Genomic DNA, 26,821 nt, shown 5'->3' on the forward strand with positions numbered 1-26,821 from the left:
CCGCGCCCCTCCCGGGCTCAGCGCCACGCCGTCGCGGCGTAGAAGGACGCCCGCCCGCGGGGGTCCATCGCCCCGATCCCCTCATGGGTCACGTCCAGCGCCCTGGCGGCGCTCGAGGCGAGGTCGCCGGGGATGGGCGCCGTGGTCAGCTCCTCGCCCGTGCGCAGGTCGGTGAGCACCACCTCCCCGGGGCGCGAGTCGAAGACCGTGTAGAGCACGTCGCCGTAGACCGCCAGGCCGGTGGGGACGGCGCCGTCGGCGTTGGGCCACGTGAAGGTCGGGGTGGGGGATCCGAGCTCGCGCAGATCGGCGGCCGCCGGGGTCCGGATGACGGAGTAGGAACCGGCGGCCCAGGCCTCCGGGCGGCTCGCCGCTCCGGGTGGGCCCGCGCCCAGATCCGCGGTGGCGCGCGTGCCCAGGTCCATGGCCCGCCAGGAGGCCTGGTCCGGCGCGGCCCAGTAGAGCCACCCGTCCAGCAGGTGGGCCGCGCTCGTGGGGGCCTCCAGCAGGAGGGAGCCATCGGCGGTGGACAGGACGCGGTACGGGGGCGAGGCCGGTGAGGAAGCGGCGGGCGGCGCCGCGCCGACCATCACGGCGTCGCCACTCATGCCCGCGAGCGCGGCGGGCGCCGCGCCCTGAGGGTTGGTGAGGACGGTGGTGAGATCGGCGGTGGAGAGCACTTCGATCCAGCAGGGGCCGGCCGGGCCGCCCGGCGGGGGCGCCAGCGCCACGGTGAGGCGCAGCGCGTCCGAGGACACGGCCAGGCGCGCCGATCCCCTCGCCGTCGGGGCGCTCGCGGGCAGTACCAGCTCCCGGGAGGCCAGGACCCTCCCCGAGGCCAGTTCGGTCTTGAGGACCGTGGCCGCCCATCGCCCGGCCTGGGGCGGGCCCGTCTCCACCGCCGTGGTCAGGCTGTAGGCGAAGGCGCCGCGCGGGTCGACGACGGCCGCGGCGTCCGAGAGCGCCTGGGTGGCCCCTCGGGGCTCGCCCCCGCGCCCGAGGTCGGAGACGGTAGCCTCCGTGAAGCCCAGCGCCCCGCCGTCGGCGGTGAGGACCCTGATCGCCCCCGTGGACAGGTCCGCGTACCACCAACTGGGATGGTCGCCGCGGAACACGAAGCGGTCCGCGATCGACCACCGCAGCCCGTCGTCCGCGAGCATGTCGATGCCGAGGCCCGGGAGCCCGGCGGTGGGGGAGAAGGCGGTTGGGGCGGCGCGGTCGGACGAGCCGGCCGACGGCGCCGGGAGCGGCCCTGAGGGGGGAACCGCTGAGGAGGCCGTCGCCCCGCCGGGCGGCACCTCGCCCTCGGGGCGCCGGGCGCAGCTGGCCGGTCCGAGGCCCGGCAGGATCGCGGGGGCGCCCAGGGCGGAGAATATGAAGGAGCGGCGATTCATCGCGGGGCCTCTCAGGGAAGGGTTGGCCGATGCGTTCGCGGTCCTACCCACCCTAGCCGCGATCGAGGGCGGCCGGAAGGCGCCCCGGCTGCCTGAGAGGCGTCCATCACCTGGGCCGGTGCTGGTGAGGGGGCCCGAAGTATCTAGACTGTGGCCGTCGTCGTCCCAGCCTTCCGTGGCGCGCCGAGCCAGGATCGCCCCAGACCCCTCACACCAGGAGCCAGACCCAGTGAGCACCCGCCCTCTCTCAGTCGCCGTCATCGGGGCAGGCCCCGCGGGCATCTACGCCTCGGACATCCTGTCCAAGTCCGGTCTCGACGTGAACATCGACCTCTTCGAGCGACTCCCCGCCCCCTACGGCCTGGTGCGCTACGGCGTCGCCCCCGACCACCCCCGCATCAAGCAGATCATCGTCGCGCTGTACAAGATCCTCCAGCGCGGCGACATTCGCCTCATCGGGAACGTCGAGGTCGGCCGCGACATCACAGTCGATGAGCTGCGCGAGCACTACGACGCCCTCATCTTCTCCACCGGCGCCGACACCGACGCTCCCCTGCGCATCCCCGGGGCCGACGCCCCCGAGTGCCACGGCGGCGCCGACTTCGTCTCCTGGTACGACGGGCACCCCGACCACCCGCGCACCTGGGACCTGAGCGCCAAGGAGGTCGCCGTCATCGGAGTGGGCAACGTGGGCCTCGACATCGCCCGCGTCCTGGCCAAGCACGCCGAGGACCTCATGGTCACCGAGGTCCCCGAGAACGTCGCCGCAGAGCTGCGCCGCTCCCCGGTCACTGACGTGCACGTCTTCGGGCGCCGCGGCCCCGCCCAGGTCAAGTTCACCCCGCTGGAGCTGCGCGAGCTTGGCAAGCAGCCAGACGTCGACGTCCTCGTCGACGAGGAGGACTTCGAGTACGACGAGGGCTCGCAGGCGGCGCTCGCCGCCTCCAACCAGCAGCGCCAGGTGGTCAAGGCCCTCGAGGGCTACGCCATGGCCGAGCCGGAGGACCTCACCGCCTCCCACCGCATCCACATCCACCTGTTCTCCGCGCCCAGCGAGGTCCTCACCGATGAGGACGGCCATGTGCGCGGCCTGCGCGTCGAGCGCACGCGCCTGACCGGCGACGGGAGCGTGGAGGGCACGGGGGAGTTCCGGGACTTCGACGTCCAGGCCGTCTACCGGGCGATCGGCTACGCCGGCAGCCCCATCGAGGGCCTGCCCTTCGACGCCGAGCGCCACGTCCTGCCCAATGCCGGCGGCCGGGTCCTGGGTGAGGACGGCGAGCCGCTGACCGGCGTCTACGCAACCGGCTGGATCCGCCGCGGCCCAGTGGGGCTCATCGGCTCGACCAAGTCCGACGCGCAGGAGACCATCTCCAACCTCGTGGCTGACGCCCAGGCGGGACTGCTCCACGCCACCACCGCCGATGAGAATCAGGTCGGGCACGACGCCGTCATGCTCGTGCTCAACAAGCGCGGCGTCCCCTTCACCACCTGGGAGGGCTGGGAGCTCCTCGACGCCTACGAGCGCGGTCTGGGCGAGGCCTACGGCGAGGTGACGGTCAGCAGCGGGGAGTCCAGGCCCCGTGAGCGCGTCAAGGTGGTCTCCCGCGAGGCCATGACCGCGGTCTCGCGCGGCACCGAGATCCCCGCCGACCTCATCGGCGCCCCCGACCCCTCCCGTGTCCCGGAGCGCGTCGCCCACCGGCTCTGAGGGGCGCGAGGGAGCAGTGAGTCGGGAGGCCCTGGAGACCGCGCGGGCCGCCTCGCCTCCCCTCGTCGCGCCCTCGTCCCCCACATGCCGTCTGGACCGGTCTCGTCGCTGTTTTCGACCGGTCTCGCGAGGGGAGGGGGAGTGGGGAGGGGGCGCCCCAGGCGCTGACGGCGCACAGGGGGCGCACAGGCTCCTCGGCTACCCTGGCCGCATGTCGGCGATCTACCGAGGCACCAACCACCACAACGGCCTGAAGACCACCGCCCTGCTGGGCGCGATGTGGGGCATGCTCATCCTCATCGGCTACCTGCTCACCCGGGGAACCGGCTCCTCGATCTTCCTGTTCATCATGCCGCTCATCGGGGTGGCCCAGACCGCGTACACCTACTGGAACTCGGACAGGCTCGCCGTGCGCTCCATGGGCGCCATCGAGGTCACCGCCGCCCAGGAGCCCGTCATGCACAGGGTGGTCGCCGAGCTGTCGGCGGCCTCGGGCCAGCCCATGCCTCGCCTCTACGTGGCGCCGACGATGAGCCCCAACGCCTTCGCCACCGGGCGCGACCCCGCCAATGCCGCCGTGTGCTGCACCCGCGGCATCCTCCAGCTCCTCGACGAGCGCGAGCTGCGCGGCGTGCTGGGCCACGAACTCTCCCATGTCTACAACCGCGACATCCTCACCGGCTCCATCGCCGCGGGGATCGCCGGGGTCATCTCCTCGCTGGGCACCATGGCCCTGTGGTTCGGCGCCGGCCGTGACCGCCGCGAGGGCAACGGCCTGGCCGTCCTCCTGATCGCGCTCCTCGCCCCACTGGCCGCCACCGTCACCCAGTTCGCCGTCTCGCGCACCCGCGAGTACGACGCCGACCATGACGGAGCGGTCCTCACCAACGACCCGCTCGCCCTGGCCAGCGCCCTGCGCAAGCTCGACGGCGGCATCGCGGCCGCCCCCATGGTCCCAGACCCGCGCATGGAGCCGGTGAGCTCGATGATGATCGCCAACCCCTTCGGCCGCGTGAGGAACCTCTTCGCCACGCACCCCCCGATGGCCGACCGCATCCGCCGCCTGGAGCAGATGGCCGGGTACTGACGGCCCGCCCAGCGCGGGATCCTGCTGGGCGACGAGAAGCGGGAGGGGGTCAATCCCCTCCCGCTTCTCCTCATTGAGCCGATCGTCGGGCGCCGGTCGGTCAGGAGCCCTGGCTCAGGCACAGGACGGCGTCGTAGGACGACGGCGTGTCCGTTCGGTAGCCCGTCAGGCTGGTCCCGCCGAGGGTCCACGAGTAGACGAGGTTGGTGCCTGTCGCGCCCGCAGCCACGCATTGGTCGATGATGTACTGGGTGCGTGTCTCCTCCAGGCTCGGCGCCGGGCCCGGGTTGTTCAGGTCGAAGGTGGGAAGGACGAACGTCGGTACGTCGGAGACCCCGGGCAGCCTCCCCTCAACGCGCAGCGCTCCGCTCGTGGAGCAGTCCGCCTTGCGCACGGAGGGGTTCGAGGGGTTGGTGTTGTCTGCGGTGACGCAGTCGCCGGCCTTGGCGTCGTTGACGGACTCCTCCACGGGGACCCCCGTTCTCAGGTCGTGGTAGCACGTGCTGGCGTTGAAGTAGTCGCCGCCCGGCGTGGTCGCGCAGGCCTCCTTCGTCGTGGAGGTGGCCACGACCTTGAACGCGGCACTGGCGTCGTCGCATCCCACGATGACCGCGCGGAAGCTGGTGAGGGAGTCCACGCAGTCGCCCACCGCCGCCGTGGAGGCACTGTCCCCCACTGCGGCCGTCGAGGCCCTGCCCCCCACCGCGGAGGCGGACGGGCCCCGCGTCGCGCTCCCGGCGGAATCGCCGGGAGCGTCGGAGCCGCCGCGGGCGAGGAAGAGGATCCCGCCGGTGGCGAGGAGGCCGAGAACGGCGAGCCCCGCGATGAGGCCCATGACCCCCTTCTTCTTGGGTGAGGGCTGGGGCGGCTGCCCCGGCGACGGGTACGGCCCGCCCATGCCGTGGGCGGGCGGGGCGCCCGCAGGGGCGCTCATCGGGGCGGATGGCCTGATGGGCGCCCCGCCGTACTGGATGTCAGGGTTGTATGGCCCAGTGCTCATGGGACTCCTCGAGTGTCCAGAGGTTGCGATATCGTCACATTAGCAACAGGGCAGCGCTGCGGTCCCGTCGGTCTCATCGGTAGTTGACGAACTGCAGGGCAGCGTCGACGTCGAGGCCCTTGAGCAGGGCGATGACCGACTGGAGGTCGTCGCGGGACTTGGAGGACACCCGGACCTCATCGCCCTGGATCGTGGCCTTGACGCCCTTGGGCCCCTCGTCCCGGATCGCCTTGGTGATCCGCTTGGCGATCTCCTGGCTGATGCCCTCCTTGAGCGGGCAGGCCAAGCGGTAGATCTTCCCCGAGGGCCTGGGCTCCCGGTCGCCTAGGTCGAGGGCCTTGAGGGACACGCCCCGCCGGAACAGCTTGGACTGCAGCACGTCGAGGATCGCGAGCACGCGCTCGGCGGAGCTCGCCTCCATGGTGATGACGTCGCCGGCCAGGGTGACGGAGGCGTCGACGCCGCGGAAGTCGTAGCGCTGGGCGATCTCCTTGGCGGTCTGATTGACGGCGTTGTCGACCTCCTGGCGGTCGAGCTTGGAGACGACGTCGAAGGAGGAGTCTGCGGCCATGGCCTTCCCTTTCCACTGATGGGCGAGTAATGGGCGTCCGGGCGGAGCGCTCACGGGCGCCGGGCGGCCCCGCTGCCGGGGCCTGACGGCCCGGCGCCGCCCCCTGCCCGGCCTCGCTCGGGGCGCGAGGGCCGTGTGAGCAGGGTCCTAGGGGCGGGATTGGCGCGCTCCGCCGTCGGCTTGTTATTCTTCCACGGCACCGCGCGGTGGGTCCGCTGGACTCGGCGATGTGGAGCATGGCGGGTTGCCCGAGCGGCCAATGGGAGCTGACTGTAAATCAGCCGCGCAAGCTACGGGGGTTCGAATCCCTCACCCGCCACCATGATCGTTGGGCCCTCGGGTCCGATGGTCAGCGCCCCCGGCGGGGCGGTCCGCAGTGAGCGAGCCCACGCGGGGCCAGATTGCCCAGGCATGACGGTTCTGCTTAGGATTCCGCTCGTTGCCTCGATAGCTCAGTGGTAGAGCACTTCCTTGGTAAGGAAGAGGTCACGAGTTCAATCCTCGTTCGAGGCTCTGATGCGTGGGGGGCCTGTTCGGCCCCCCACGCACGACATGGCGAGGTAGCTCAGTTGGTTAGAGCGCACGACTCATAATCGTGAGGTCGAGGGTTCGAGTCCCTCCCCCGCTACGCAAGGTTCGAGCACATCGCCGCCCCGGGCTGCTCGAGGATCAATCAGAGGAGAGACACGTGGCCTCCAAGACCGCTGACGTGCGTCCCAAGATCACTCTGGCTTGCTCGGAGTGCAAGGAGCGCAACTACATCACCAAGAAGAACCGCAGGAACACCCCTGATCGCCTCGCGATCTCCAAGTTCTGCGCGCGCTGCGGCAAGCACACGGAGCACCGCGAGACCCGCTGAGCCCCGTGTCCCGGATACGATCCGGGCATGACCGCGCCGAGCCCCACTGGCCCCGAGCTGGTGGGGCTTCGCCATGCCCAGGATGTGATCGAGCGGATCCTGACCCGCTCCGGCGTCGATGACGCCGGGGAGGCCGCCCATCAAGGCGCCGGCGCCATCGTCCCGGCACTGGCCGCCCTGACCCTGGTCCGCGAGATGATCGAGCCATGGGAGGGCCTCATCCACCGGCGCTGCCGCGTCGCCCCGGCGCCCGGGAGCGCCGCCCGTCCAGCCCCGCCCCGCATGAGGAGGACCGTCCGGGGGGGCTGGGAGCTCATCGAGGTCACCGCGGAGGCGGTTGCCGACGACGCCGCCCGCCACTCGCCGATCGCCGGGGCCTGGCTCCTCCAGGTCCGTCACGACCTCGCCCGGCGCCTCTCCCCGGCCCCCCGCGGCGCCCCTCGGAGCGCCGCGGGCACTGCCACCGCCGGCGAGGGCGGCGCGGCCGCCGGCTGCCGGCTCCGCCTCAGCGGAGAGGACGTGGCCGCCTGGGCGGGCGCGACCGGCGATGACAACCCCATCCACCTCCACCCGGGCGCGGCCCGGCGGGCGGGCCTTGAGACGGGCGAGGCCGACGTCATCGCCCACGGCATGCTGCTGGCCGCGCTGAGCCTCGGGGTGGCTCCGCCCGCCCCCGCCGAGCCCGCGGGACTCGACCTGCTCTTCCCGGCCGCGCTCGCCGTCGGACCCGCGGGGGCGGGCCTCATCGTGGACGATGACGGCTCGTGCTGGTCGGCCGCGGGGGCCAGGAGGGTGCTGCGGCGCCGGGGCGCGGGCCCCGGCTGACGCCGATGAAGAAGCGGGGCCCGGTCATGATCGCTGGTAATCCCGCCCCTATTGTTCAATACTGAACGACATCTCATAGGTCGATCGATTATCGCCAGGCCACACCACCATCGGCGCGGCGCTGCCCGACGCCTCGGACCAGCGCGGAGAGGAGCGACATGCCCAGGAAGGACGGAGAGGCGCTCGCGGAGCAGGATGGGCCCGCCCGCGGCTGGGGCCCCGCTCCCGCGCCCTCCTGCGGGCAGGGCCCGGCACGCGAGGCCCCCATACGGGCGGCCAGTGGCTGCGGCGCCGCGGGATCGCCCCGGCTCGATGCCCTCGAGATGCGCGCCTGGCGCGCCTTCCTCCACACCGCCACCGCCGTCACCGGCGTGCTCAACCACGAGCTCGAGACGGGCGTCGGCCTGTCCCTGCACGAGTACGAGATCCTCGTGCGCCTCGACGAGGCCGCCGGCAAGGAGCTGCGGATGTCGAGCCTGGCCGAGATGGTCGGGCACTCCCGATCCCGCCTCACCCACACGGTCACCCGACTGGAGAAGGAGGGGTTCGTGGAGCGGCGCTCCTGCCCCTCCGACAAGCGCGGCGTCAATTGCGCGCTCACCGGCTCCGGCCTCGCCTTCCTGCGCTCAGCGGCGCCCCTGCACCTCGACGGCGTCCGCAGGCACGTCATCGACCGCCTCGGGCGGGCGGACCTGGAGGCGCTCGCCGAGATCATGTCCCGGCTCAACCCCGCCGACTGAGGCCGGCCTCCTGCCGGCCCCCGGCTGGCTCAGCCCCACAAGTCCGTCCAGGTCACTCCCAACTCGGCCAGGAGCCCGCGCAGCAGGGGCAGCGAGATGCCGACGACGCCGTGCGGGTCGCCCTCGATCCCCTCGATGAAGGCGCCGCCCAGCCCGTCGATCGTGAAGGCCCCGGCGCACCACAGCGGCTCCCCGGTGGCGATATAGGCGTCGATCTCCGCCTCACTGGGCTCGCCGAAATGGACGGTCGCCGACGAGACGCCCTCCGCTCCCGCCCCGTCGGCCAGGCGCACCAGGGCGTGCCCGGTGCGCAGCACGCCCGTGCGTCCCCGCATCGCCAGCCAGCGCTCGCGGGCCGCCTCGGGCGTGCGGGGCTTGCCGACGACGGCACCGTCGATCTCCAGCATCGAGTCGCATCCGACGACGATGGGCGCTCCGTCCCGCCCACCGGGTCCCGCCGGCCCCGGTCCCGCGCCACCGGCGGGATCGCCGCTCAGCGCATCGGCGACGTCGAGCGCCTTGGCCCGGGCCAAGGCGAGCACCTGCTCAGCGGGGGAGGGGGCGTCCTCGCCAGCGGCGGCGCGCCGCTCGGCGAGAGCGGCGAGGACCGCGCCCTCGTCGACCGAGGAGACCTCGACCCGGGGCTCGATGCCCGCGGCACGGAGGGTGGCCAGGCGGCCCGTTGACTTCGAGGCGAGAATGATCATCTCCCCAGACTACCCAGCGACCAGCGGCAGGCCCGCCGGGCCCGGGCGGCGGCGGGTAGCCTTCGCCCCATGAGTGCCACTACCCGGCTGGTGACCGTCGACGTCACAGGCTCGACCAACGACGACCTGCGCCACGAGCTTCGCCCCCGCCGGGCGCCTCGATGCCGCCGCCGCTGACCGCTGGCCCCACGGATCCGCGCTGCGGGCGCTCGCCCAGACCGCCGGGCGGGGCAGGAGCGGGCGCGACTGGGTGACCCCGCCGACTGGCGCCCTGACCGTCTCCTTCGTCCTCCGGCCGCTCGTGCCCGCTTCTCGCCTCGGCTGGCTCCCTCTGCTGGCGGGCCTGGCCGTGCGCGACGCCCTCGTCCCGGCGCTGGAGGGCCTACCCTGGCGCGCCCGCACGAAATGGCCCAACGACGTCGTCGTCGAGCCTACTGGCGAGGGGGCGGCCGGTGCTGACGGCGAGGTGCCCGGCTGGGGGCGCGCCCGCAAGATCGCGGGCATCCTCGCCGAGCTCATCCCCGCGCCCGGAGGCGGGGCCGGGGCCCCCGCCCGTCGTGAGGAGGCGCCCGCCGTCATCCTGGGCATCGGCGTCAACGTCGGCCAGCCGCCGGGTGTGCTCCCCGTGCCCTGGGCCGCCTCGCTGCGGGGCCTGGGCGCGGGCGGGCCCTGGTCGGACCCCGGGTCCCTGCTGGGGGCCATCGCCCCGCGCCTGCTCCGCATCCTGGGGGAGTGGGAGGCGGCTGGTGGGGATCCTGACGGGGCCCTGACCGCCACCGGCACGCTCGGCCAGGACTTGCGCGAGGCCTGCGCGACCCTCGGGGCCCGTGTCCGCGTGAGCGCCCCGGACGGGGACGTCTCCGGGACGGCCGTCGGCCTTGAGCCCGAGCTTCCGACTGCGGCCGGATGACGGCGGCCCGGAGAGGCTCATCATGGCCGGGGACGCGAGCGTTCGAGCCGTGGAGCCTCCTGGGCGCGCATGATGTGAGCGTGGCCGCGCGTCCTCGCGTTTTGTTGCATGAGCGCCTCAGATGACAGGACATCTGACGTCATCCTGACGAAATCCTGTGACCTGCGCTACCCTGTCTGGGTGAATCAGCCAGAGGCGCCGTCGGCGCACGGGGAAGGGCTTGGGGCGGGGGACCGCGTTCCCCGCCCTCGATCAGGTGGTGAGTCCCCTCCCGACCAGTCGGAGGGGCCTGCCCTCATGCCCGGGGACGGGGGCGAGCGGAGCGCGGGGCGCCCCGTTGACGCGGCCGGATCGACCACCGACCGCGCGACGGCCGCCACCCACTCCCGCCTGCTGCTCGGGGACGATCCCGACCTGACGCTGCCCCAGCTCGCCAGCGCGGCCGAGGTCTCCCCGCTCTTCGCGCGCGGCTTCTGGCGAGCCATGGGCTTCGCGGACGTGGATGACGACGAGCCCCGCTTCACCCATCAGGACGCCGACGCCCTGCGGGCCATCGCCGACCTCATCGACTCCGAGGAGGACCGTCGCCCCGGTCCGGACGGACCCGGCGGCCTGTCGACCTCGGCGATCCTCGAGCTGCTCCGAGCCCAGTCGTACACGATGGACCGGCTCGTCCTGTGGCAGCTCGAGACCCTCGTGGCGGACGTCGGCCAGCGCCTCGGCCTGGACGACACCTCCGCCCGGCTCGTCGTCCTCGACCACATCAACGAGATCACTGCCCCCCTGACCGACCAGCTCATCTACGTGTGGCGCCGCCACCTGGCCTCGCTCCTGGACCGCACCGACGCCGACATCTCACGGCGGGGCGTCGAGCGCGTGGGCCCCGACTACTACCCGCTCGTGCGATCCCTGGGCTTCGTCGACATCGTCTCCTTCACCCAGCGCGCCCAGACGATGAGCCGCACGGAGCTGTCCACCATGCTCGACGACTTCGAGACAACGGCCCGTGACGTCATCACGTCGCGGGGGGCGAGGGTCGTCAAGACCATCGGAGACGCCGTCATGTACATCTCCGATGACCTGGCCATCGCCGCCGATGTCGTCACCTCCCTCGTCGACGAGCTCCAGTCGGGCCTCGACGAGATCCTCGTGCGCGCCAGCCTCGTCGAGGGCCGCGTCGTGTCCCGCTCCGGCGACGTCTTCGGCCCGCCCGTCAACCTCGCGTCCCGCCTCGTCGACACCGCCGAGCCCGGGGGCATCCGCATGGACCAGGCCACCGCCCGCGCCCTCATGGCCAGCCCCGTCGCCCTGCGCTACCGGGTGCGCCAGTGCCACGACGTCGTCGCCAAGGGCATGGGCAACGTCACCCCCTGGTCGCTCGAGCGCGCCTGAGGGCCGCGGGCCGTCCGGGACGAGGCGGGCCGCGACGCCGGCCATCAGGCCGTCCTCAGGGTCTGCGGGTTTTCCGCGCGATGTCGCGGAAAACCGCGTGAGAGCGCTCCCGCGCCGCTCGCCATGGCGACGGCGCCACTTCCGTCCCCGGGGAACTCGGCTAGTATCTGAATCGTGACAACAGTGCTTCTCGTCGAGGACGACCCCGCCATCTCCGAGCCCCTCGCCCGCGCCTTCGGCCGCGAGGGCTACGAGGTCCGCGCCCACGGCACCGGCAAGGGGGCCCTGGAGGAGATCGACGAGGCCGACATCCTCGTGCTCGACCTGGGCCTGCCGGACATGGACGGCCTCGACGTCGCGCGGACCGTGCGCGCGCAGGGCCTGACCATCCCCATCCTCATGCTCACCGCCCGCAGCGAGGACACCGACCACGTCGTCGGCCTCGACGCCGGCGCGGACGACTACGTCACCAAGCCCTTCCGGCTCGCCGAGCTCCTCGCCCGCGTGCGCGCCCAGGTCCGCCGCGCCTCCGGCGAGGCCGCCGTCGACCAGCTCTCCCACGGGGACATCCGCGTGGACGTCGCCGCCCACCGCGCCTTCGTGGGCAGTCGTGAGCTACAGCTGACCGTCCGCGAGTTCGAGCTCCTGCGAGTCCTCGTGCGCGGCGCGGGCGCCGTCGTCGACAGCGACGACATCCTGCGAGAGGTCTGGGGCGAGGACCCCACCGGCTCGGAGTCGACTCTCGGCATGCACGCCACCTGGCTGCGCCGCAAGCTCGGCGACGACGTCGACGCCCCCGCCGTCCTCCTCGCCGAGGGCGCGGGCTACCGCCTGGCCTGAGACCGCTTCCGCCCAGGGGATCCGATGCGGCGCCGCACCCTCCAGATGACCATGGCGGCGGTGCTCGTCGCCGTCATCCTCCTGGGGGTCCCCCTGGGCGCGGCGACGATCTTCTACGCCGCGCGCTCCGCGCCGGACGATCACGAGCGCTGGCGCACGGTCCTGTCCGTGGTGACGGTGGGCATCGCCCTGGCGATCGTGGCCCTGGCCGCCGCGTCCGTCGTCGCCTCGAAGGTCTCCCGGCGCATCTCCGCCCCGCTCATCTACCTGGCGGCCGAGGCCGAGCAGCTGGGCAGCGGGCAGGTGCGCCCCCGCATCCGGGTCTCCGGGATCGAGGAGATCGACCTCGTCCAGGCCGAGCTCGTGCGCTCCGCCGAGCGCGTGGCCGGCAGGCTCGCCGCCGAGCGGCAGTTCGCCTCCGACGCCTCCCACCAGCTGCGCACCCCGCTGACCTCCCTCAGCCTGCGCCTGGAGGAGATCGAGCTCATCGCCGACGACGAGGAGGTGCGCGCCGACGCCCACGCCTGCCTGGAGCAGGTGGAGAGGCTGACAGGCGTCGTCGACGACCTCCTGAGGGTCTCGCGCCGCAGCGGTGGCGGGACGACGGAGGCCCTCCACCTCGGAGAGGTCTTCGAGCAGCAGCGCGAGGAATGGGGGCCGGCCTTCGCCGAGGCCGGGCGCGAGCTGGTCCTGACCGACGACGTCGACCAGCCGGTGCTCGCCAGCCCCGGCTCGCTCGCCCAGGTCCTGGCCACCGTCATTGAGAACTCCCTGCGCTACGGGGCGGGGAGGACGACCGTCTCCGTGCGCAGCGCCAACGGCGGGCACGGCGTCTTCATCGACATCGCCGACGAGGGCGAGGGGGTCGACGACGAGCTCGCGCCGCACATCTTCGAGCGATCCGTGTCCGGGCACGGCTCCACCGGCGTGGGGCTGGCGCTGGCCAAGGACCTCGTGGAGGCCGACGGGGGCCGCATCGAGCTCACCGCGCGCCGTCCTCCGGTCTTCTCCGTGCTCCTGGCCGCCGTGCCGCGCTCCCTCGATCCGAACACCGTCCTGCCGCAAGGGGCGATCGTCAACGTCGGCCGCCGCCGCCGCTTCTGACCCCGGGAGCGAGACCGGTCGAAAACAGGAGCGAGACCGGTCCGCGAACCGGTCTCGCTCCTGTTTTCGACCGGTCTCGTCAGTACCAGCCCCGGGACTGGAAGTTCGACCAGGCCGAGCAGGGGCTGCCGTAGCGGCCCTGGATGTAGCCCAGGCCCCAGTTGATCTGGGTGGCGGGGTTGGTCGCCCAGTCCGAGCCGGCCGAGGCCATCTTGCCGCCGGGCAGGGCCTGCGGGATGCCGTAGGCGCCCGAGGCGCTGGAGGCCTGGTAGTTCCAGCCGGACTCGCGATCCCACAGGCTCACCAGGCAGGAGTACTCATTGGTGTCCCAGCCCCAGGCGCTCATCTGGCCGCTCGCGTAGGTCTTCGCCGCGGCGGCGGAGGTGCCCGAGGAGCCGACAGCGCCCGCCACCGGCTCGCTGGCGGTCATCCGCCCCGACGACGGGTCAAGGTGATACCAGGTGGAGCCGTCCACGATCCAGCCGGTGAGCATCTGCCCCGAGCCATTGAAGTAGTACCAGGAACCCAGGTGGCTCGCCCAGCCGACGGCCATGCGCCCGCTGTTCCCAAGGAAGTACCAGGAGCCTCCCTCGAAGAGCCACCCCATCGCGGCCTGGCCGTTGTCGGCCAAGTAGTACCAGGAGCCGCCGATGAGATTCCAGCCCACCGCCATGGCGCCCTGGTCGCCCAGGAAGTACCAGGCGCCATCGATCCAGTTCCAGTCGGTGGCCATCCGGCCCTCGGCGTCGAAGTAGTACCAGTGCCCGTTGACGACGGCCCATCCGGTCACGAGCGCGCCGTGCTCATCGAGGTAGAACCAGGAGCGGCCCGTGTGCAGCCACCCCGTGATGGCCCGCCCGTCGGCGGGGTTGATGTAGGACCAGGACCCGGCCTGGGGCATCACCCAGCCGATCCTCCCGGCGGAGTCATCCTCATTGGTGGAGCTGACCGCGGAGCCGTCCGCGGGGGCGACGGCGGTATGGGCGGCGGGAGCCGCGGCGAGCGCGGCGTCGACCGGCGAGGCGAGAGCCGCCGGCGCGGTCAGCGCGAGTCCCGCGAGAAGAGTCGCGGAGCCGAGCGCGGAGATCGGTCGGTGCAGGTTCATGAGTACCTCGTGGATGGTTGTGACCGGGCAGCGGCGCTGCGGGGTCGGCGCGGTGGGGCGGGCCTCATCACCGGGGCGAGCCGGCCCGCCCCCGATCAGTGCCCCGGGCCGGTGCTCGGGGCGGCCTGGGCCGCCGGGGCGCTCTGGGCGCCTGCGGCATTGGCGGTAGTGGTGGCGGCCAGGCTGGGCTCGGCGGCGCCGTCGGATCCTCGCGCCCCGCCGGTGGCCGGCGCGGGGTCGGGCGCGCCGGCTCCGGTCTTCTCGCGGCGCCCGGCCAGCGCGTGGAGGATCATGGGCACCACGGAGATGAAGACGATGACGAGGATCATCGCGTCGATGTTCTCCTGGATCCACTTGATGGAGCCCAGGAAGTAGCCGAGCCACGTGATCCCGAAGGCCCAGAAGGTGGCGCCGATGACGTTGAAGGTGACGAAGTGCCGGTAGCTCATCCGCCCGACGCCGGCCATCACCGGGGTGAAGGTGCGCACGATCGGCACGAACTGCGCCAGGGTGACGGCCTTGCCCCCATGGCGCTCGAAGAAGTCGCTCGTGCGCTCCACGTACTCCTGCTTGAAGAGGCGGGAGTTCGGGCGGTTGAAGATCCTCGGGCCAGCCTTGCGCCCGATGAGGTAACCGGTCTGGTTGCCGGTCACGGCCGCCAGCCACATCAGGGGGGCGGCCACCCAGATGTGCGCGCCCACATCGCCGGTGGCCACGAAGAGCCCGAGGGTGAACAGGAGGGAGTCGCCGGGCAGGAAGAAGCCGACGAGCAGGCCCGTCTCGGCGAAGATGACGAGCATGACGCCGACGATCGCCCAAGGGCCGAACCAGGAGACGATCTGGGTGATGATCTCCCCGGCGTCGAGCCACTTCGGGCCGAGGGCGGGCATCGGGGCCGCGGGGACGACGGCGTTCAGCGAGGCGAGAGCCGTGAGGGAAGCAGTCACTCGGCAAGGCTAGGGAGAGGAGCGCCGTGCTGACCGTGAGCCTTCCCTCATCCCCGATGTGGTATCCGGCACGATGCCCGTTCGGAGCGCCTCGTCACCCCGTGGACCGCCCCGCTCCTCGGATCACTCTGCCGGGTCGGAGGGGACGGCGCGCTCGGCGCCCTCATCGCCCCCGGGACCCGCGGCGCCCGCCGGATTCTCGGCGCCAGAGGCGTCACGGGAGCCGGTGAAGACGATGTAGTGGTAGAAGAGGAAGCGGAAGGCGGTGCCCAGTCCGAATCCGACGACGTAGGCGGCGATATTGTCCGCGAGCGGGCCGGTCAGCCCCAGGACATGATGAGTGAGCAGCAGGCAGGACTGGGTGATGACCAGGCCACCGATATTCGCCAGGGCGAAGAGGATCCCCTCGTGCCAGGCGTTCTCCCTCGTGCGGCCCCGGTAGGTCCAATAGCGGTTCGCCACCCAGGAGAAGATCGTGGCGACCGTCGCGCTCAAGGCGTTCGCGGAGTTCGGGTGGCCCGACAGGAACCCGGTGGGGCCGTGCTGGACGAGGTTGAACAGGCCGGAGTCGATGACGTAGGCGAGCGCGCCGACGACACCGAACCGCAGGAACTCATGAATCCAGGCGCGGATCCGCCAGGAGAGGCTCATCGGCTCGGCCGTGGCCGCCAAGGTCGCGCTGTCGTTCACGGGGAGATGTTAAGCCACTGATCAGGGCACCCAGGTGATCGCGGACGATAGATCCCACACCCAGCTGATCCAGAAGGCCTGGGCCATCACCCCCGCCACCGCCAGCGCCCACCGGCCCCGGCTCCCCACGCTCGCGGCAGCCGCCCAGGCCAGCGGGGCCAGGGGGAGCAGGATGCGCAGCAGTGACGTCGTCGGGTCGAAGAACGCCAGGAGGTAGAGCGCGTAGGCGACGCACCAGAACCAGGCGGCAGGGCCGAGCGAGCGCGACGCCCGCGAGCCCAGCCCCAGGGCGGCCAGGGCCAGGGCGCAGGCGACCAGTAGCCAGCCCAGGTGCTCCCCGACCCACCACTGCCCGCGGTCCAGCCACGGCAGGAAGGGCGTCAGGCCGCCCCCGCGCCACGAGGTCTCCGTGGCGGTGTAGGCGTCCATGCGCCCGGTCGCCATCCACGCCGCCACCGGCCACACGAGCGCGCTCACGAGCGCCACCGCCGTCAGGGCCCCCAGCCCCGCGCGCCCGCGACCGCCCAGCCGGGCCCAGCCCGGCCCCAGGCGCCGCGCCCACGCGCGGGCCCGGCCGCCGTCGCGATCATCGCCAGGCCCCTCGTGCCCCCGCGCCGCCGCCAGCTCCCACAACCACCACAGGCCCAGGGCGAGCGCCAGAGGGAGGCCGATCGGCCGGGCCACGGACCCCACCATGATGAGCAGCGCGGAGACGGCGAAGCGCCCGCGCTCGGCCGCCATGAGCGCGCCCGCGACCAGCACCAGCCCCAGGGACTCGGCGTAGGGGACCTGGAGGACGGCGGCGCACATGGAGGTCCACGTCAGCGCGACCCCCCACAGCGAGGGGGCCTCGCCGACCCGCGGCGCCATCCAGCGGTCCATGACGACGGCGCCCGCGCCCGAGGCGGTGATCGCCACGAGGGCCGCCGCCGGGTAGAAGGGCAGGCCCAGCCAGGTCAGCGGGGTGGCCAGCAGGGGGAGCAGCGGCATGAACGCCCAGGAGTTCTGGGCGACGGCGCCGCCACCGCCTTCGGGCAGGACCGCCGGGTAGCCCTCACGGAAGACGCGCTCGTACCAGCCCGCGTCCCAGAAGGAGATGTGCTCGCTCCATGATGGGGCGGGCCCCGCCCACGGCGTCGCCGGCGCGTCCTGCGCCCCGAGCCTGAGCATGAGGAGGGTCAAGAGGCTCGCCGCGCCCCAGACCGCCAGGACCCGCGCCGCGCGAGGCGGGCGCGGGGCCCGGGCGGCGCCGGGGGCGTGAGCGGGCGGGCCGGCAGGGCCCGCCAAGGGCGAGGGCCCTCCGTAGTCGGGCCCGGTCTGGTCGGGCTGGGTCTGGTCGGGCCGGGGGATCGGCCTCCCCGGGGATTGGATGTCAGGCACGGGTGCCAGGGTACGGGCAGATCGAGTGGGTCTCGGCGCCCTGCCGTACGCTGGGCCCGTGAGCGCACCCATCGTCGCCGTCATCGGGGGCGGGCAGCTGGCCCGCATGATGCAGGAGGAGGCCAGTGCCCTCGGCATCCACCTACGGGCCCTGGTCGAGGCCCCGGACGGATCGACGGCCCTGGTCACCGTCGATTCACCCGTTGGCGCCGCCGACGACGCCGCGGCGGTGCGCGCGCTCGCGGAGGGCGCGGGGGCCCTCACCTTCGAGCACGAGCACCAGGACGACGCGCTCCTGCGCGCGCTGACCGCCGAGGGCGTGAGGGCGCGGCCCGCACCCGACGCCCTGCTGCTCGCCCGCGACAAGATCGCCATGCGCCGCGCCATGGACGCCGCCGGCCTGCCCCAGCCCGCCTGGACCGAGGCCGCCGGGGACGCCGCCTCCATCCGCGCGACCGTCCGAGGCTTCGCCGCCGAGCACGGCTGGCCCGTCATCCTCAAGACGCCTCGGGGCGGCTACGACGGGCATGGCGTCCTCCTCGTGCGCCAGGAGCGCGATCTCGAGGCCGGCCGCGCCGGCCAGTGGATCGACGCCGTCGCCGCCGGTGGCGCGACCGGCGGTGGTGGAAGCCTCGGCGGCGGGGCCGTGGCCAGCCTCCTCGTCGAGCAGGCCATCCCCTTCACCCGCGAGCTCGCCGCCCTCCAGGCCCGCTCTCCCAGCGGGCAGGTCGCCTCATGGCCCGTCGTGGAGACGATCCAGGCCGACGGCACGTGCTCCGAGGCGCTGGCGCCCGCCCCCGGGCTGGACCCGGCCGCCGCCGACGAGGCCGCGCGCATCGGGCGCGAGATCGCCGAGCGCTTCGACGTCACCGGCGTGCTCGCCGTCGAGCTCTTCGCCGTCGAGGCCTTGGGGGAGCCGACGCGCCTGTTCGTCAACGAGCTCGCCATGCGCCCCCACAACTCGGGTCACTGGACGCAGGACGGGGCTGTGACCAGCCAGTTCGCCCAGCACCTGCGGGCCGTCCTCGACCTTCCGCTGGGCTCGACCGAGCCGACCGCGGGCGCCTGCGTCATGGTCAACCTCATCGGCGGCGAGCATGAGGCGGGCGAGGACGCGCTGGCCCGGGCGATGGCCGCCGACCCCGAGGCGCGCATCCACCTCTACGGCAAGTCCTGGCGCTCTGGTCGCAAGCTCGGGCATGTCAACATCACCGGGCCTGCCGACGGCGTGGAGGGACTGCGCGAGCGGGCCCGCGCCGTCGTCGCCATCCTGCGCGGGGACGCCTGAGCCGCTCCCCCCGCCCCGGCTCCACCGCCGCCCTCGATCCGGTCCGTCCCAATCCCTCCCAGCGAAAGGCCCACCATGGCTGCCACGCCCGATGCCACTCCCCAGCCGCTCGTCGGCCTCGTCATGGGCTCCGACTCCGACTGGCCCACCATGAGCGCGGCCGCCGACGCCCTCGACGAGTTCGCCATCCCCTACGAGGCCGACGTCGTCTCCGCCCACCGCATGCCCACCGAGATGATCGAATACGGGCAGGGCGCCGCCACGCGGGGCCTGCGCGTCATCATCGCCGGCGCCGGGGGAGCGGCCCACCTGCCCGGGATGCTCGCCGCCGTCACCGAGCTGCCGGTCATCGGCGTGCCCGTGCCCCTGGGGCGCCTCGATGGCATGGACTCGCTGCTGTCCATCGTCCAGATGCCCGCGGGGGTGCCCGTGGCGACCGTGTCTATCGGCGGGGCCCGCAACGCCGGGCTGCTCGCGGCGCGGATCCTCGGCGCGGGGGAGGGCGCTCGGGCCGAGCGGCTTCGCCGGGCCATGCGCGCCTTCCAGGGAGGGCTCGCCGACGCCGCCCACGCCAAGGGGGCCAAGCTCCGTGAGCGGACCGGGGGCGGGGCGGGCCCGGGCGCGCGCTGATCACTCCGCGCCCCGCGGCGTCGTCACCGGTGCGATCCGCGCCCACTGGTGCCATCCGCACTCACTGGTGCGATTCCCACCCACCGGTGCGGGTAGGACGCACCGCTCGGTGCACGCGGCACCGATCGGTGCGGAACGCGCCTGTCGGCGCACCGGGGCCAATCGGGCTGATGAGGGCCAACCATCGGACGACCAGAGCCTCTAGACTGGGCTCATGAGCATTCTTGTCGCAGGTGGCGCTGGCTATATCGGCGCGCACGTTGTCCGTCTGCTGCTCGAGCGCGGGGACGAGGTGATCGTCGTCGATGACCTGTCCTACGGATCCCCCAGCCGGGTCGAGGGCGCGACCCTCGTCGAGCTCGACGTCGCCGCTGGTGACGCCCCTGAGCGGCTCGCCGAGGTCATGAGGGAGCGCGGCGTCACCGCCGTCATCCACTTCGCCGCCCGCAAGCAGGTCGGCGAGTCCGTCGCCCGTCCCGCCTGGTACTACCAGCAGAACGTCGGCGGCCTGGCCAACATGATGCTCGCCATGGAGGCCGCGGGCGTCGACCAGATGATCTTCTCCTCCTCCGCCGCCGTCTACGGCATGCCGCCCGTCGAGGTGGTCCCAGAGGGCATCGACTGCCGCCCCATCAACCCCTACGGGGAGACCAAGCTCATCGGTGAGTGGATGATGGCCGACGCCGAGACCGCCTGGGGCCTGCGCTGGGCCGGGCTGCGCTACTTCAACGTCGCCGGCGCCGGCTGGGACGACCTGGGCGACATGGCCACCCTCAACCTCATCCCCATGGTCATGGACCGCCTCGCGCGTGGCGAGACCCCGAAGATCTTCGGAACCGACTACCCGACGCCGGATGGCACCTGCATCCGTGACTACATCCACGTGCGCGACCTCGCCACCGCCCACATCGCCGCCCTGGACTACCTGGCTGGCGGCCAGCCCATGGCCGAGCACGTCTTCAACGTCGGCACCGGCGTGGGAGCGTCCGTGCGCGACGTCGTCGCCAAGGTCATCGCGGCCACCGGGCTCGATATCGCCCCCGAGGAGCTTCCCCGCCGCGCCGGGGACCCGCCCAGCTCATCGGCAACGCCGAGCGCATCGGCGCGGTGCTGGGATGGAGGGCCGAGCATGACCTCGACGACATCGTCTCCTCCTCCTACTCCGCCTGGCAGGCCGATCCGAAGCGGCCGCACTTCGCCTGACCGGCCGCGCGCGGGGCGGCGCGGGGCGCGCCGGTTGACGACGACGGGGCGCGGGTGAGAGCGCCCGAGCGCCCGCCCACCCCGCGCGCGGAACCGGTCTCGCTCCTGATTTCGACCGGTCTCGCTCCTATTTTCGACCGGTCTCGGCGGCCAGGGGCGGGCGGGGCCGGCCGACCGACTCGCGCTCGACGAGCTCGACGGGCACCTCCACCCGCTCCTCCCCCCTCGTGCCCAGTGCCAGGGCGACCGCCTCCTGGCCCACCCTGGCGAAGTCCAGGCGCACGGTGGTCAGCGGGGGCGTGGCGGCGCTCGCGTGCGGATGGTCGTCGACGCCGACCACTGAGATGTCGTCGGGGACCCTCGCCCCGGCCCGCGCCAGGCCGGAGAGCAGGCCGATCGCGAGGTCGTCATTACCGCACAGCACGGCTGTCGCCCCACTGCGGGTCAGCGCCGCGGCGGCCCTCTCGCCAGTCGTCGTGCCCCATCCCGTCGCCACGGGCTCGGGCGCCTCGAGCCCGGCGCCGGCCATGACCTCGCGCCATCCGGCCAGGCGGGGGTCGGGGTGCCCCGCGGAGGGGACGCCGACATAGGCCACGCGCGTGTGCCCCAGGCCGAGCAGGTGCTCGCAGGCCATGACCGCGCCCGCGTGATCATCGGTCCAGGCCCGCTTGAGGCCGCCGTCATCGGGCTGGGGGTAGCCCCCGGCGACGGCAAGCGGCAGCCCCTCTGGCAGGTCGTGCAGCGCCGCCAGGCCCAAGGAGTCGAACTCCAGGACGACGACGGCGTCCACCCGCGTCCCCAGCGCCTGCAGGAGCGCTTCCCGGCGGCGGGCCGGGGAGGCGGACAGGACGTGGATGCTCAGATCCGCGCCGTGCTCCTGAGCCGCCTCCAGGACCCCGGAGAGGGTGGCCCAGTACCCCGTGCGCGCCAGCCCGGAGGACAGGACGAGCAGGCGTGGCAGATCCGCCCGCCGAGTGGTGTAGCCAAGGCGGTGCGCGATCCGCTGGACGCTCCCGGTGGCTGCGGGCCTGGACGTGGTGGGGACCGCGGCCAGGGCGCGGGACGCGGTGGCCTTGGAGACCCCCGCGCGCCGGGCGACATCGGCGAGCGTCGGCGGCCTCCACGGGCGCGGCCAGCGCTCCTGGCCGTGATCGTCCGACTGGCTCATGCGCGCATCCTAGGCGGGCGCGGGTCGGCGCCCCCTCACGCCCCGCGACGGCGCAAGAGCGCCCCTCCCGCGGCCGCGATGGCCGCTGCGGCGGCCGCGGTCACGGCCGCGGGGGCCCCGGTGCTGGCCAGCGGACCGTTCCCCGCCCCACCGCTTGACGGGGCGGTGGGCGCGGGCGAGGGGCTCGGGGCCGCGGGGTCCGTCGCGCCGGCCGAGGGGGTCGGCGCGACGGAGGGCGTGGGCGCCGCGGAGGCGCTGGGCGAGGGCGCTCCCGGCCCCTGGCTGGGCGAGGGGGACGGGCCGGGCTCCGCGGGGGCCTCCAAGCGCCAGCACGTCGCCCCGTCCTCGCCGCGGACGACGACGCCCTGACCGCCCTCGTCGATGACGAGGGGAAGGCCGCTGACCTTGTTGAGCAACTGCGCGCAGTCGCCGGTGCCGCGCACGTGCCAGCGCGCCAGGCTCGAGGCGTCATCCGCCCCGGCGCCGGGCTCGGGGCGCGCGACGACCAGCAGGTTCCGGGCGTACCAGCCATCGGGCCGCTCCTGGGCGAGGTAGGCGCCCTCGGCGGTGATCTCGTAGGTGAGGTCGGCATGCTGGGTGAGGGCCCACCAGGCGCCCTCGGCGGTCTCGGAGGCGGGCACCAGGACGAGCCGGCCTCCCCGGTTGGCCAGGAGGCGGCCGTCGGGAGACACCAGGCGCCGCTTGCCGTCGGCCCGGACCACGTCGGCGTCGTTGACGTAGGTGCGCACGTAGTCGATGTCGAAGGACCTGGGCAGGAGGTCGGGGCGGTGCGGGGAGCGGCTGTGCCCCTCCAGGCTGAGCACCACGTGGCGGGACATGCGGGCCAGGGAGCCGAAATTCGGCTCCAGCGCGCTGGTGTCGATATCCGCGTAGAGCACCCGGTCGAGGTAGAGGCGCACGTGCGCGCCGGAGCGCTCGACGCCGTAGAGGTGGAAGTCCGCCGTCAGGTCCACCCCGGCGGAGTGCCTCCCGCCCGAGGGCCGCGCGTCGCGCCGCGTGTGGCCCGAGCCCGTCCAGGGCCACAGGTGGTGCGCCCAGTTGACGTCCGTGTCGGTGACGGACTCCTGGACGTCGATCTCGGGGTTGGGGTCCGCGATGAGCCGGTCCTCGCCGGTCAGGGTGGAGGACTGCAGCCAGATGGCTGACAGGATGTTGGCGGTGTCGAGGCAGCGGGCCCGCACCTCGATGTAGGAGTTCAGGCCGGGGGTGTCGAAGCGCGACTCCACCGCGCCGAAGGTCATGGGGATGGTCTTGCCCCCGGCCTCGGAGGGCTCGCGCCTGGCCTCCAGGCGCAGCGCGCCATCGGACACCAGGGCGTTGTCCGGGGAGAAGTGACCGGCGTCGGCGGACACCGGGTACCACAGGCCCTTGCGCCAACGGCTCTCATCCAGGGTCGTGAACTCATCGCTGAGGGAGGGGGCCAACGCCCATCCGGGCCCAGTGGGGTCGATCCTCGCGCCCTCTGCCCGCGCGGGCGAGGCTGTGAGAACCGTGGCGGCGGGCAGGCCGGCCAGGACGGCCAGGGACGTCAGTGCGTGCCGTCTGCTGATCATCTTCATGCTCCTTCGCATGCTCTCCGGGGGAACGGGGGATCGCCAGGCTACAGCGCTGGGCGCCAACGGGGCAGGGGATGGGAGGCAGGCGTGAAACGACGGTTTCTGAGGCGCTGGACGCCCCGCCCGGCTCCTCCTAGCGTGATCGCCGTCCACAGGGCAGCGCCTCCACCCCGGCGCCGCGCGGCCCACCCGTTCCGACCCCATGGCAAACAGATGAGCGACATGACGACGACGTCACTGGGACGCGCGAGGCTGCACGTGAGCGGCGACATGCCGGTCCGCCTCACCCTGGGCGGAGACCACGCCCCCGCGCGCGCCTGCCCGCTGGTCGAGGCGCACGCGCTGGGAGGCGGGCGGGAGTTCGTCGACCATCGCCTGACCCGGGGCGCGGCCGGCGCGGCCCTGCGCCCCGACCCCGATCACGCCGTCGAGGCCCTCGACGGTCAGCCCTGGCCTACCACCCGCGTCACCCAGCGCGACAGCGCCACCGGCCTGGTCGCCCTGACCGACATCGCCCGCCCCACCGAGGCGTCCTGGCGACTGCGCACCACGCTGCGAAACGAGGGCGCGACCACCATCGCCCTGGCCGCCGTCTCCCTGGCGTCGGCCACCGTGCTGCCCGGCGCCAGGCTGGACGACCTCGACCTGCTCACCGCGCGCTCGGGGTGGATGGCCGAGCAGCGGTGGCGCCACCAGCGCCTCGGCGAGGAGCTGGTCGACATCGGCACCGCCTCGCACGGCCAGTCGCCCCGCGACGCGCTGCGGATCGGCTCGGAGTCCGGGTGGTCCTCGGGGCTGTGGGAGCCGGTCGGCTACATCGTCGACCCCGCCACCGGCCAGGCCGTGGGATGGCAGGTCGAGCACAACGGGGCCTGGACCGTCGAGATCTCGCGGCGCGCGGACCGGCTCGGCCTGGTCGCCTACGGCCCCACCGACCTCCAGCACGCCTGGCTCCACCGCCTGGCGCCCGGCGAGGAGATCACCACCCCATGGGCCGCCCTGGCCTTCTCCGAGGACGGCTGGCAGGGGGCGGCCGCCGAGATGACCCGCTACCGCAGGGCGCTGCGCTCCGCCCTGGCCCCCACCACCGAGGCCGCGCCGGTCGTCTACAACGACTACATGAACACCCTCATGGCCCAGCCAACGCAGGAGCGCCTGGCCACCCTCGTGCCCGCGGCCGCCGCCGCCGGGGCGGAGGTCTACTGCATCGACGACGGATGGCACTCCGATGCCCAGGAGTGGTGGGACGCCGTCGGGCGCTGGGAGCCGTCGACCCGGCGCTTCCCCGATGGCCTGGAGGCCACCCTCGACCTCATCCACGCCCAGGGCATGACCTCGGGCCTGTGGATCGAGCCCCTCGCCGTCGGCGTCAACAGCCCCGTCGCCGAGGAGCTCCCTGATGAGGCCTTCATGCGCCGCGGCGGCGAGCGACTGGTCGAGCAGGGGCGGCTGCGCCTGGACATGCGCCACCCGGCCGCCCGGGAGGCGCTCGACGCGGTCGTGGACCGGATGGTCTCCTACGGGATCGGCTACCTCAAGGTCGACGACAACTACTCGGTGGGCCCGGGCCCCGACGCCGGCGCCGACTCGCCGGGGGACGGGCTCATGGAGCACTCCCGCCAGTGGGCCGCCTGGCTCGCCCGGCTGCCCGAGCGCCATCCGGGCCTCATCGTGGAGAACTGTGCCTCGGGCGGCATGACCTCGGACTACGCCCTCCTGGCTCACGCCCGCCTCCAATCGACCTCCGACCTGCAGGATCCGGTGCGCTACCCGCCCATCGCGGCCAACGCCCCCCTGGCCCTCCTCCCGGAGCAGGCGGCCTCCTGGGCCTACCCGCAGCCCGAGATGACCGACGAGGAGATCACCTACACCCTCGTGACCTCCCTGGCCGGCTCCTTCTACCTGTCGGGCCACTTGGACCGCATGAGCCCCCGCCAGATCAGCCTCGTGCGCGCGGCCACCGACCTGGCCAAGGACCTGCGCCCGGCCCTCACCCACGAGCTGCCCTGGTGGCCCGACGGCGTCGCCTCCTGGGATCAGGAGTGGGTCGTCGCCGCCCGCCGCGCCCCCGCCGGCCGCGATGGCCTGCTGCTCGTGTGGCACCGGCCCCGCCCCGGCCAGGACAGCCCCGGATCGGCCCTCCGCCTGCCAGCCCTGGTCGGCGCGCGCCTGACGCGGGTCATGCCGCCCCCCGACCTCGTGACCGACGAGGGCATCAGCGTCGAGGACGGGGCGGACGGCCCCGTCCTGAGGGCCACGTCCACCGAACCGACCGCCCGGGCCTACCTGGTCCGGGACACCACCCACCGCGACGAGGGCGTCGCACGATCGGAGAACCGATGAGCACCACCACCTCCTTCCACCGCATCAGCCTCTCCCGGCGCGGCTGCCTCGCCACGATGGCCTCCGCGGCCGCCGCCCTGGGCCTGGCCGCCTGCTCCGACCCGGGCGCCGGCTCCTCCTCCCAGGCGGCGCCCGCCAGCTGGCCCGGCGCCACGGACAAGCTCGACGGCGTCGCCCTGACGGTATGGGCCGCCCAGTCCTCCGCCAAGGTCCCCGCCGCCGTGACCGAGGCCTTCGCCAAGGCTACCGGCGCCAAGGTCGAGATCGTCACCGTCCCCGACCCCTACGAGCAGACCGTCCAGACGAAGGTCGCCACCGGGGACGTTCCCGACCTGGCCATGTGGCAGCCCACGACGTCGGCGCTCACCAGCCTCGGCGCCGCCGAGCGCCTCCAGGTCCTCGACGGCGCCCCCTGGGAGTCCACGACCGCCAAGACCGTCCTGGACGCCGGCGGAACCGTCAACGGCAAGCGGTACGCGGCCTTCGTCTCGGCGCCCTCCGTGATGGGCGTGTGGTACAACAAGAAGGTCTTCGCCGCCAACGCCGTCTCCACGCCCAAGAGCTGGGACGAGCTGCTGGCCGCCGCGCAGGCCCTCAAGGGCGCTGGCGTCACCCCCTTCTTCGAGATGGGCGGGGAGTGGTGGGCGTCCCAGTACGCCGTCCAGGTCCAGCTCGCCGACGCCGCCAAGGACGGCCTGTGGGACCGCGTCAACGGGAACAAGGACGCCTTCACCGGCACGGACATCCAGGGCGCCATCGACGCCTACGCCCAGATGATCACCGACGGCCTCTACAACGCCGACATCAAGACCGCCACCTTCGACGAGCAGGCCAAGGCGCTGCTGGCCGGCGAGGCCGCCATGGCGATCCACGTCAACAGCCTGCTCGCCAACATGGCCGCGCAGACGGACACGGCCACCCTCAACGAGACGATCGGCTTCTTCCCGATCTCCAAGAAGGGCTCGGTGGCGACCTCAATCCCCGAGCAGACCAACGCCGTCGTCGCCTTCAAGACTGGCGACGACAAGCGCGAGGCCGCCGCCCGCCAGCTCCTGGCCTTCTGGCTGTCGGACGGCTACGCCGATTTCGTGAAGGACCAGAGAGCCGTGTCGATCATCTCCGGCGTCGAGACCCCCTCCACGGTCCCCGCCGCGGCCGTCGAGGCCAACGACGCCCTGTCGGCCTCCATCGGCTCCATGCAGTCCCTGGCCATCGCCAACCCCGACCTCGCCAAGAACCTGGGCGACATGATCGCGGGGACCAAGACCCCCGCGCAGGTCGGTGAGGAGACCCAGGCCCAGTTCGCCCAGCTCGCCAAGGCCATCGGCGCCACGGGCTTCTGATCGGCAC

22 protein-coding genes, 3 tRNA genes and 2 pseudogenes are annotated in these 26,821 nt (G+C 73.2%); 17 read left to right on the forward strand and 10 right to left on the reverse strand.

Features of this window, described 5'->3' with window-relative positions; all coding sequences use genetic code 11:
• Positions 1-17: 17 nt before the first annotated feature.
• Complete coding sequence (locus tag ABXS69_RS02420; RefSeq protein WP_366181015.1) at positions 18-1,394, reverse strand: hypothetical protein; 1,377 nt, start codon at positions 1,392-1,394, stop codon at positions 18-20.
• A 229-nt stretch (positions 1,395-1,623) separates the two neighbouring features.
• On the opposite strand from ABXS69_RS02420, the gene ABXS69_RS02425 reads away from it, so the two are divergent.
• Together ABXS69_RS02425 and htpX are read left to right on the forward strand one after the other, a co-directional pair.
• Positions 1,624-3,105 (forward strand): FAD-dependent oxidoreductase, encoded by a 1,482-nt coding sequence (locus ABXS69_RS02425; protein ID WP_366181016.1) that lies wholly within the window; start codon positions 1,624-1,626, stop codon positions 3,103-3,105.
• A 211-nt stretch (positions 3,106-3,316) separates the two neighbouring features.
• Positions 3,317-4,192, forward strand: coding sequence for a zinc metalloprotease HtpX (htpX, locus tag ABXS69_RS02430; RefSeq protein WP_366181017.1), 876 nt, complete (start codon positions 3,317-3,319; stop codon positions 4,190-4,192).
• 100 nt (positions 4,193-4,292) lie between these two features.
• On the opposite strand, the gene ABXS69_RS02435 is transcribed toward htpX, so the two are convergent.
• Both ABXS69_RS02435 and ABXS69_RS02440 read right to left on the reverse strand, forming a co-directional pair.
• Positions 4,293-5,192 carry a hypothetical protein gene (locus ABXS69_RS02435; RefSeq protein WP_366181018.1) on the reverse strand — a complete coding sequence of 300 codons (900 nt, stop codon included), beginning with the start codon at positions 5,190-5,192 and terminating at the stop codon, positions 4,293-4,295.
• Between the two features lie 73 nt (positions 5,193-5,265).
• Complete coding sequence (locus tag ABXS69_RS02440; RefSeq protein WP_366181019.1) at positions 5,266-5,763, reverse strand: YajQ family cyclic di-GMP-binding protein; 498 nt, start codon at positions 5,761-5,763, stop codon at positions 5,266-5,268.
• A 238-nt stretch (positions 5,764-6,001) separates the two neighbouring features.
• On the opposite strand from ABXS69_RS02440, the gene ABXS69_RS02445 reads away from it, so the two are divergent.
• The 6 genes from ABXS69_RS02445 to ABXS69_RS02470 all read left to right on the forward strand — a co-directional run bounded on the left by ABXS69_RS02445 (position 6,002) and on the right by ABXS69_RS02470 (position 8,187).
• Positions 6,002-6,085: transfer RNA gene (locus ABXS69_RS02445), tRNA-Tyr, on the forward strand.
• A 119-nt stretch (positions 6,086-6,204) separates the two neighbouring features.
• A tRNA-Thr gene (locus ABXS69_RS02450) sits at positions 6,205-6,276 on the forward strand.
• Positions 6,277-6,317: 41 nt separating this feature from the next.
• Positions 6,318-6,391, forward strand: a tRNA-Met gene (locus tag ABXS69_RS02455).
• Positions 6,392-6,451: 60 nt separating this feature from the next.
• Entirely contained in the window at positions 6,452-6,622 is a 171-nt protein-coding gene (gene rpmG / locus ABXS69_RS02460; protein ID WP_017179009.1) for a 50S ribosomal protein L33, read from the forward strand.
• Between the two features lie 27 nt (positions 6,623-6,649).
• A complete protein-coding gene (locus tag ABXS69_RS02465) occupies positions 6,650-7,447 on the forward strand; it encodes a MaoC/PaaZ C-terminal domain-containing protein (RefSeq protein ID WP_366181020.1) in 798 nt (265 codons plus the stop codon).
• A 158-nt stretch (positions 7,448-7,605) separates the two neighbouring features.
• Complete coding sequence (locus ABXS69_RS02470; RefSeq protein ID WP_366181021.1) at positions 7,606-8,187, forward strand: MarR family transcriptional regulator; 582 nt, start codon at positions 7,606-7,608, stop codon at positions 8,185-8,187.
• A 29-nt stretch (positions 8,188-8,216) separates the two neighbouring features.
• Here the strand turns inward: ABXS69_RS02470 and ABXS69_RS02475 are convergent, their stop codons facing one another.
• A complete protein-coding gene (locus ABXS69_RS02475) occupies positions 8,217-8,894 on the reverse strand; it encodes a Maf family protein (protein ID WP_366181022.1) in 678 nt (225 codons plus the stop codon).
• Between the two features lie 199 nt (positions 8,895-9,093).
• Between ABXS69_RS02475 and ABXS69_RS02480 the strand changes: the two genes are divergently transcribed.
• The 4 genes from ABXS69_RS02480 (at position 9,094) to ABXS69_RS02495 (ending at position 13,140) form a co-directional block, all read left to right on the forward strand.
• Complete coding sequence (locus ABXS69_RS02480) at positions 9,094-9,804, forward strand: biotin--[acetyl-CoA-carboxylase] ligase (RefSeq protein WP_366181505.1); 711 nt, start codon at positions 9,094-9,096, stop codon at positions 9,802-9,804.
• Between the two features lie 297 nt (positions 9,805-10,101).
• Positions 10,102-11,196, forward strand: a complete 1,095-nt coding sequence (locus ABXS69_RS02485) for an adenylate/guanylate cyclase domain-containing protein (RefSeq protein ID WP_366181023.1) — start codon at positions 10,102-10,104, stop codon at positions 11,194-11,196.
• A gap of 174 nt (positions 11,197-11,370) precedes the next feature.
• A complete protein-coding gene (locus ABXS69_RS02490) occupies positions 11,371-12,036 on the forward strand; it encodes a response regulator transcription factor (protein WP_366181024.1) in 666 nt (221 codons plus the stop codon).
• A gap of 24 nt (positions 12,037-12,060) precedes the next feature.
• Complete coding sequence (locus ABXS69_RS02495) at positions 12,061-13,140, forward strand: HAMP domain-containing sensor histidine kinase (protein ID WP_366181025.1); 1,080 nt, start codon at positions 12,061-12,063, stop codon at positions 13,138-13,140.
• A 79-nt stretch (positions 13,141-13,219) separates the two neighbouring features.
• Here the strand turns inward: ABXS69_RS02495 and ABXS69_RS02500 are convergent, their stop codons facing one another.
• The 4 genes and pseudogenes from ABXS69_RS02500 to ABXS69_RS02515 form a co-directional block, all read right to left on the reverse strand.
• Complete coding sequence (locus tag ABXS69_RS02500) at positions 13,220-14,245, reverse strand: transglycosylase SLT domain-containing protein (protein WP_366181026.1); 1,026 nt, start codon at positions 14,243-14,245, stop codon at positions 13,220-13,222.
• 254 nt (positions 14,246-14,499) lie between these two features.
• Positions 14,500-15,135: pseudogene (locus ABXS69_RS02505) on the reverse strand (VTT domain-containing protein); the annotation flags it as partial.
• A 180-nt stretch (positions 15,136-15,315) separates the two neighbouring features.
• Positions 15,316-15,843, reverse strand: a complete 528-nt coding sequence (locus ABXS69_RS02510) for a GtrA family protein (RefSeq protein WP_366181506.1) — start codon at positions 15,841-15,843, stop codon at positions 15,316-15,318.
• A 60-nt stretch (positions 15,844-15,903) separates the two neighbouring features.
• Positions 15,904-17,262, reverse strand: a complete 1,359-nt coding sequence (locus tag ABXS69_RS02515) for a hypothetical protein (RefSeq protein ID WP_366181027.1) — start codon at positions 17,260-17,262, stop codon at positions 15,904-15,906.
• A 58-nt stretch (positions 17,263-17,320) separates the two neighbouring features.
• Here ABXS69_RS02515 and ABXS69_RS02520 point away from each other — a divergent pair, with 58 nt between their 5' ends.
• The 3 genes and pseudogenes from ABXS69_RS02520 (at position 17,321) to galE (ending at position 20,383) form a co-directional block, all read left to right on the forward strand.
• Entirely contained in the window at positions 17,321-18,550 is a 1,230-nt protein-coding gene (locus tag ABXS69_RS02520) for a 5-(carboxyamino)imidazole ribonucleotide synthase (protein WP_366181028.1), read from the forward strand.
• A gap of 75 nt (positions 18,551-18,625) precedes the next feature.
• On the forward strand, positions 18,626-19,180 hold the full coding sequence (gene purE / locus ABXS69_RS02525) for a 5-(carboxyamino)imidazole ribonucleotide mutase (protein WP_366181029.1): 555 nt from the start codon (positions 18,626-18,628) through the stop codon (positions 19,178-19,180).
• 214 nt (positions 19,181-19,394) lie between these two features.
• Positions 19,395-20,383, forward strand: a pseudogene (galE, locus tag ABXS69_RS02530) (UDP-glucose 4-epimerase GalE).
• Between the two features lie 127 nt (positions 20,384-20,510).
• Here the strand turns inward: galE and ABXS69_RS02535 are convergent.
• Together ABXS69_RS02535 and ABXS69_RS02540 are read right to left on the reverse strand one after the other, a co-directional pair.
• A complete protein-coding gene (locus ABXS69_RS02535) occupies positions 20,511-21,551 on the reverse strand; it encodes a substrate-binding domain-containing protein (RefSeq protein ID WP_366181030.1) in 1,041 nt (346 codons plus the stop codon).
• Positions 21,552-21,586: 35 nt separating this feature from the next.
• Positions 21,587-23,125: a family 16 glycosylhydrolase gene (locus ABXS69_RS02540; RefSeq protein WP_366181031.1), complete on the reverse strand. Its 1,539-nt coding sequence runs from the start codon at positions 23,123-23,125 to the stop codon at positions 21,587-21,589.
• A gap of 216 nt (positions 23,126-23,341) precedes the next feature.
• On the opposite strand from ABXS69_RS02540, the gene ABXS69_RS02545 reads away from it, so the two are divergent.
• Together ABXS69_RS02545 and ABXS69_RS02550 are read left to right on the forward strand one after the other, a co-directional pair.
• Positions 23,342-25,471, forward strand: coding sequence for a glycoside hydrolase family 36 protein (locus tag ABXS69_RS02545; RefSeq protein WP_366181032.1), 2,130 nt, complete (start codon positions 23,342-23,344; stop codon positions 25,469-25,471).
• Positions 25,468-26,814, forward strand: a complete 1,347-nt coding sequence (locus ABXS69_RS02550; protein WP_366181033.1) for an ABC transporter substrate-binding protein — start codon at positions 25,468-25,470, stop codon at positions 26,812-26,814. Before ABXS69_RS02545 ends, ABXS69_RS02550 begins: the two co-directional genes overlap by 4 nt.
• Positions 26,815-26,821: the final 7 nt, after the last annotated feature.

The organism is Actinomyces timonensis (assembly GCF_040702965.1).
Taxonomy (GTDB): domain Bacteria; phylum Actinomycetota; class Actinomycetes; order Actinomycetales; family Actinomycetaceae; genus Actinomyces; species Actinomyces timonensis_A.

Excerpts from the sequence above, each read along its gene's own strand:
- ABXS69_RS02420 (WP_366181015.1), bottom strand. The coding sequence starts at position 1,394 with ATGAATCGCCGCTCCTTCATATTCTCCGCCCTGGGCGCCCCCGCGATC.
- htpX (WP_366181017.1), top strand. The coding sequence starts at position 3,317 with ATGTCGGCGATCTACCGAGGCACCAACCACCACAACGGCCTGAAGACC.
- ABXS69_RS02435 (WP_366181018.1), bottom strand. The coding sequence starts at position 5,192 with ATGAGCACTGGGCCATACAACCCTGACATCCAGTACGGCGGGGCGCCC.
- ABXS69_RS02440 (WP_366181019.1), bottom strand. The coding sequence starts at position 5,763 with ATGGCCGCAGACTCCTCCTTCGACGTCGTCTCCAAGCTCGACCGCCAG.
- ABXS69_RS02465 (WP_366181020.1), top strand. The coding sequence starts at position 6,650 with ATGACCGCGCCGAGCCCCACTGGCCCCGAGCTGGTGGGGCTTCGCCAT.
- ABXS69_RS02470 (WP_366181021.1), top strand. The coding sequence starts at position 7,606 with ATGCCCAGGAAGGACGGAGAGGCGCTCGCGGAGCAGGATGGGCCCGCC.
- ABXS69_RS02475 (WP_366181022.1), bottom strand. The coding sequence starts at position 8,894 with ATGATCATTCTCGCCTCGAAGTCAACGGGCCGCCTGGCCACCCTCCGT.
- ABXS69_RS02485 (WP_366181023.1), top strand. The coding sequence starts at position 10,102 with ATGCCCGGGGACGGGGGCGAGCGGAGCGCGGGGCGCCCCGTTGACGCG.
- ABXS69_RS02495 (WP_366181025.1), top strand. The coding sequence starts at position 12,061 with ATGCGGCGCCGCACCCTCCAGATGACCATGGCGGCGGTGCTCGTCGCC.
- ABXS69_RS02500 (WP_366181026.1), bottom strand. The coding sequence starts at position 14,245 with ATGAACCTGCACCGACCGATCTCCGCGCTCGGCTCCGCGACTCTTCTC.
- ABXS69_RS02510 (WP_366181506.1), bottom strand. The coding sequence starts at position 15,843 with ATGAGCCTCTCCTGGCGGATCCGCGCCTGGATTCATGAGTTCCTGCGG.
- purE (WP_366181029.1), top strand. The coding sequence starts at position 18,626 with ATGGCTGCCACGCCCGATGCCACTCCCCAGCCGCTCGTCGGCCTCGTC.
- ABXS69_RS02535 (WP_366181030.1), bottom strand. The coding sequence starts at position 21,551 with ATGAGCCAGTCGGACGATCACGGCCAGGAGCGCTGGCCGCGCCCGTGG.
- ABXS69_RS02540 (WP_366181031.1), bottom strand. The coding sequence starts at position 23,125 with ATGATCAGCAGACGGCACGCACTGACGTCCCTGGCCGTCCTGGCCGGC.
- ABXS69_RS02545 (WP_366181032.1), top strand. The coding sequence starts at position 23,342 with ATGAGCGACATGACGACGACGTCACTGGGACGCGCGAGGCTGCACGTG.
- ABXS69_RS02550 (WP_366181033.1), top strand. The coding sequence starts at position 25,468 with ATGAGCACCACCACCTCCTTCCACCGCATCAGCCTCTCCCGGCGCGGC.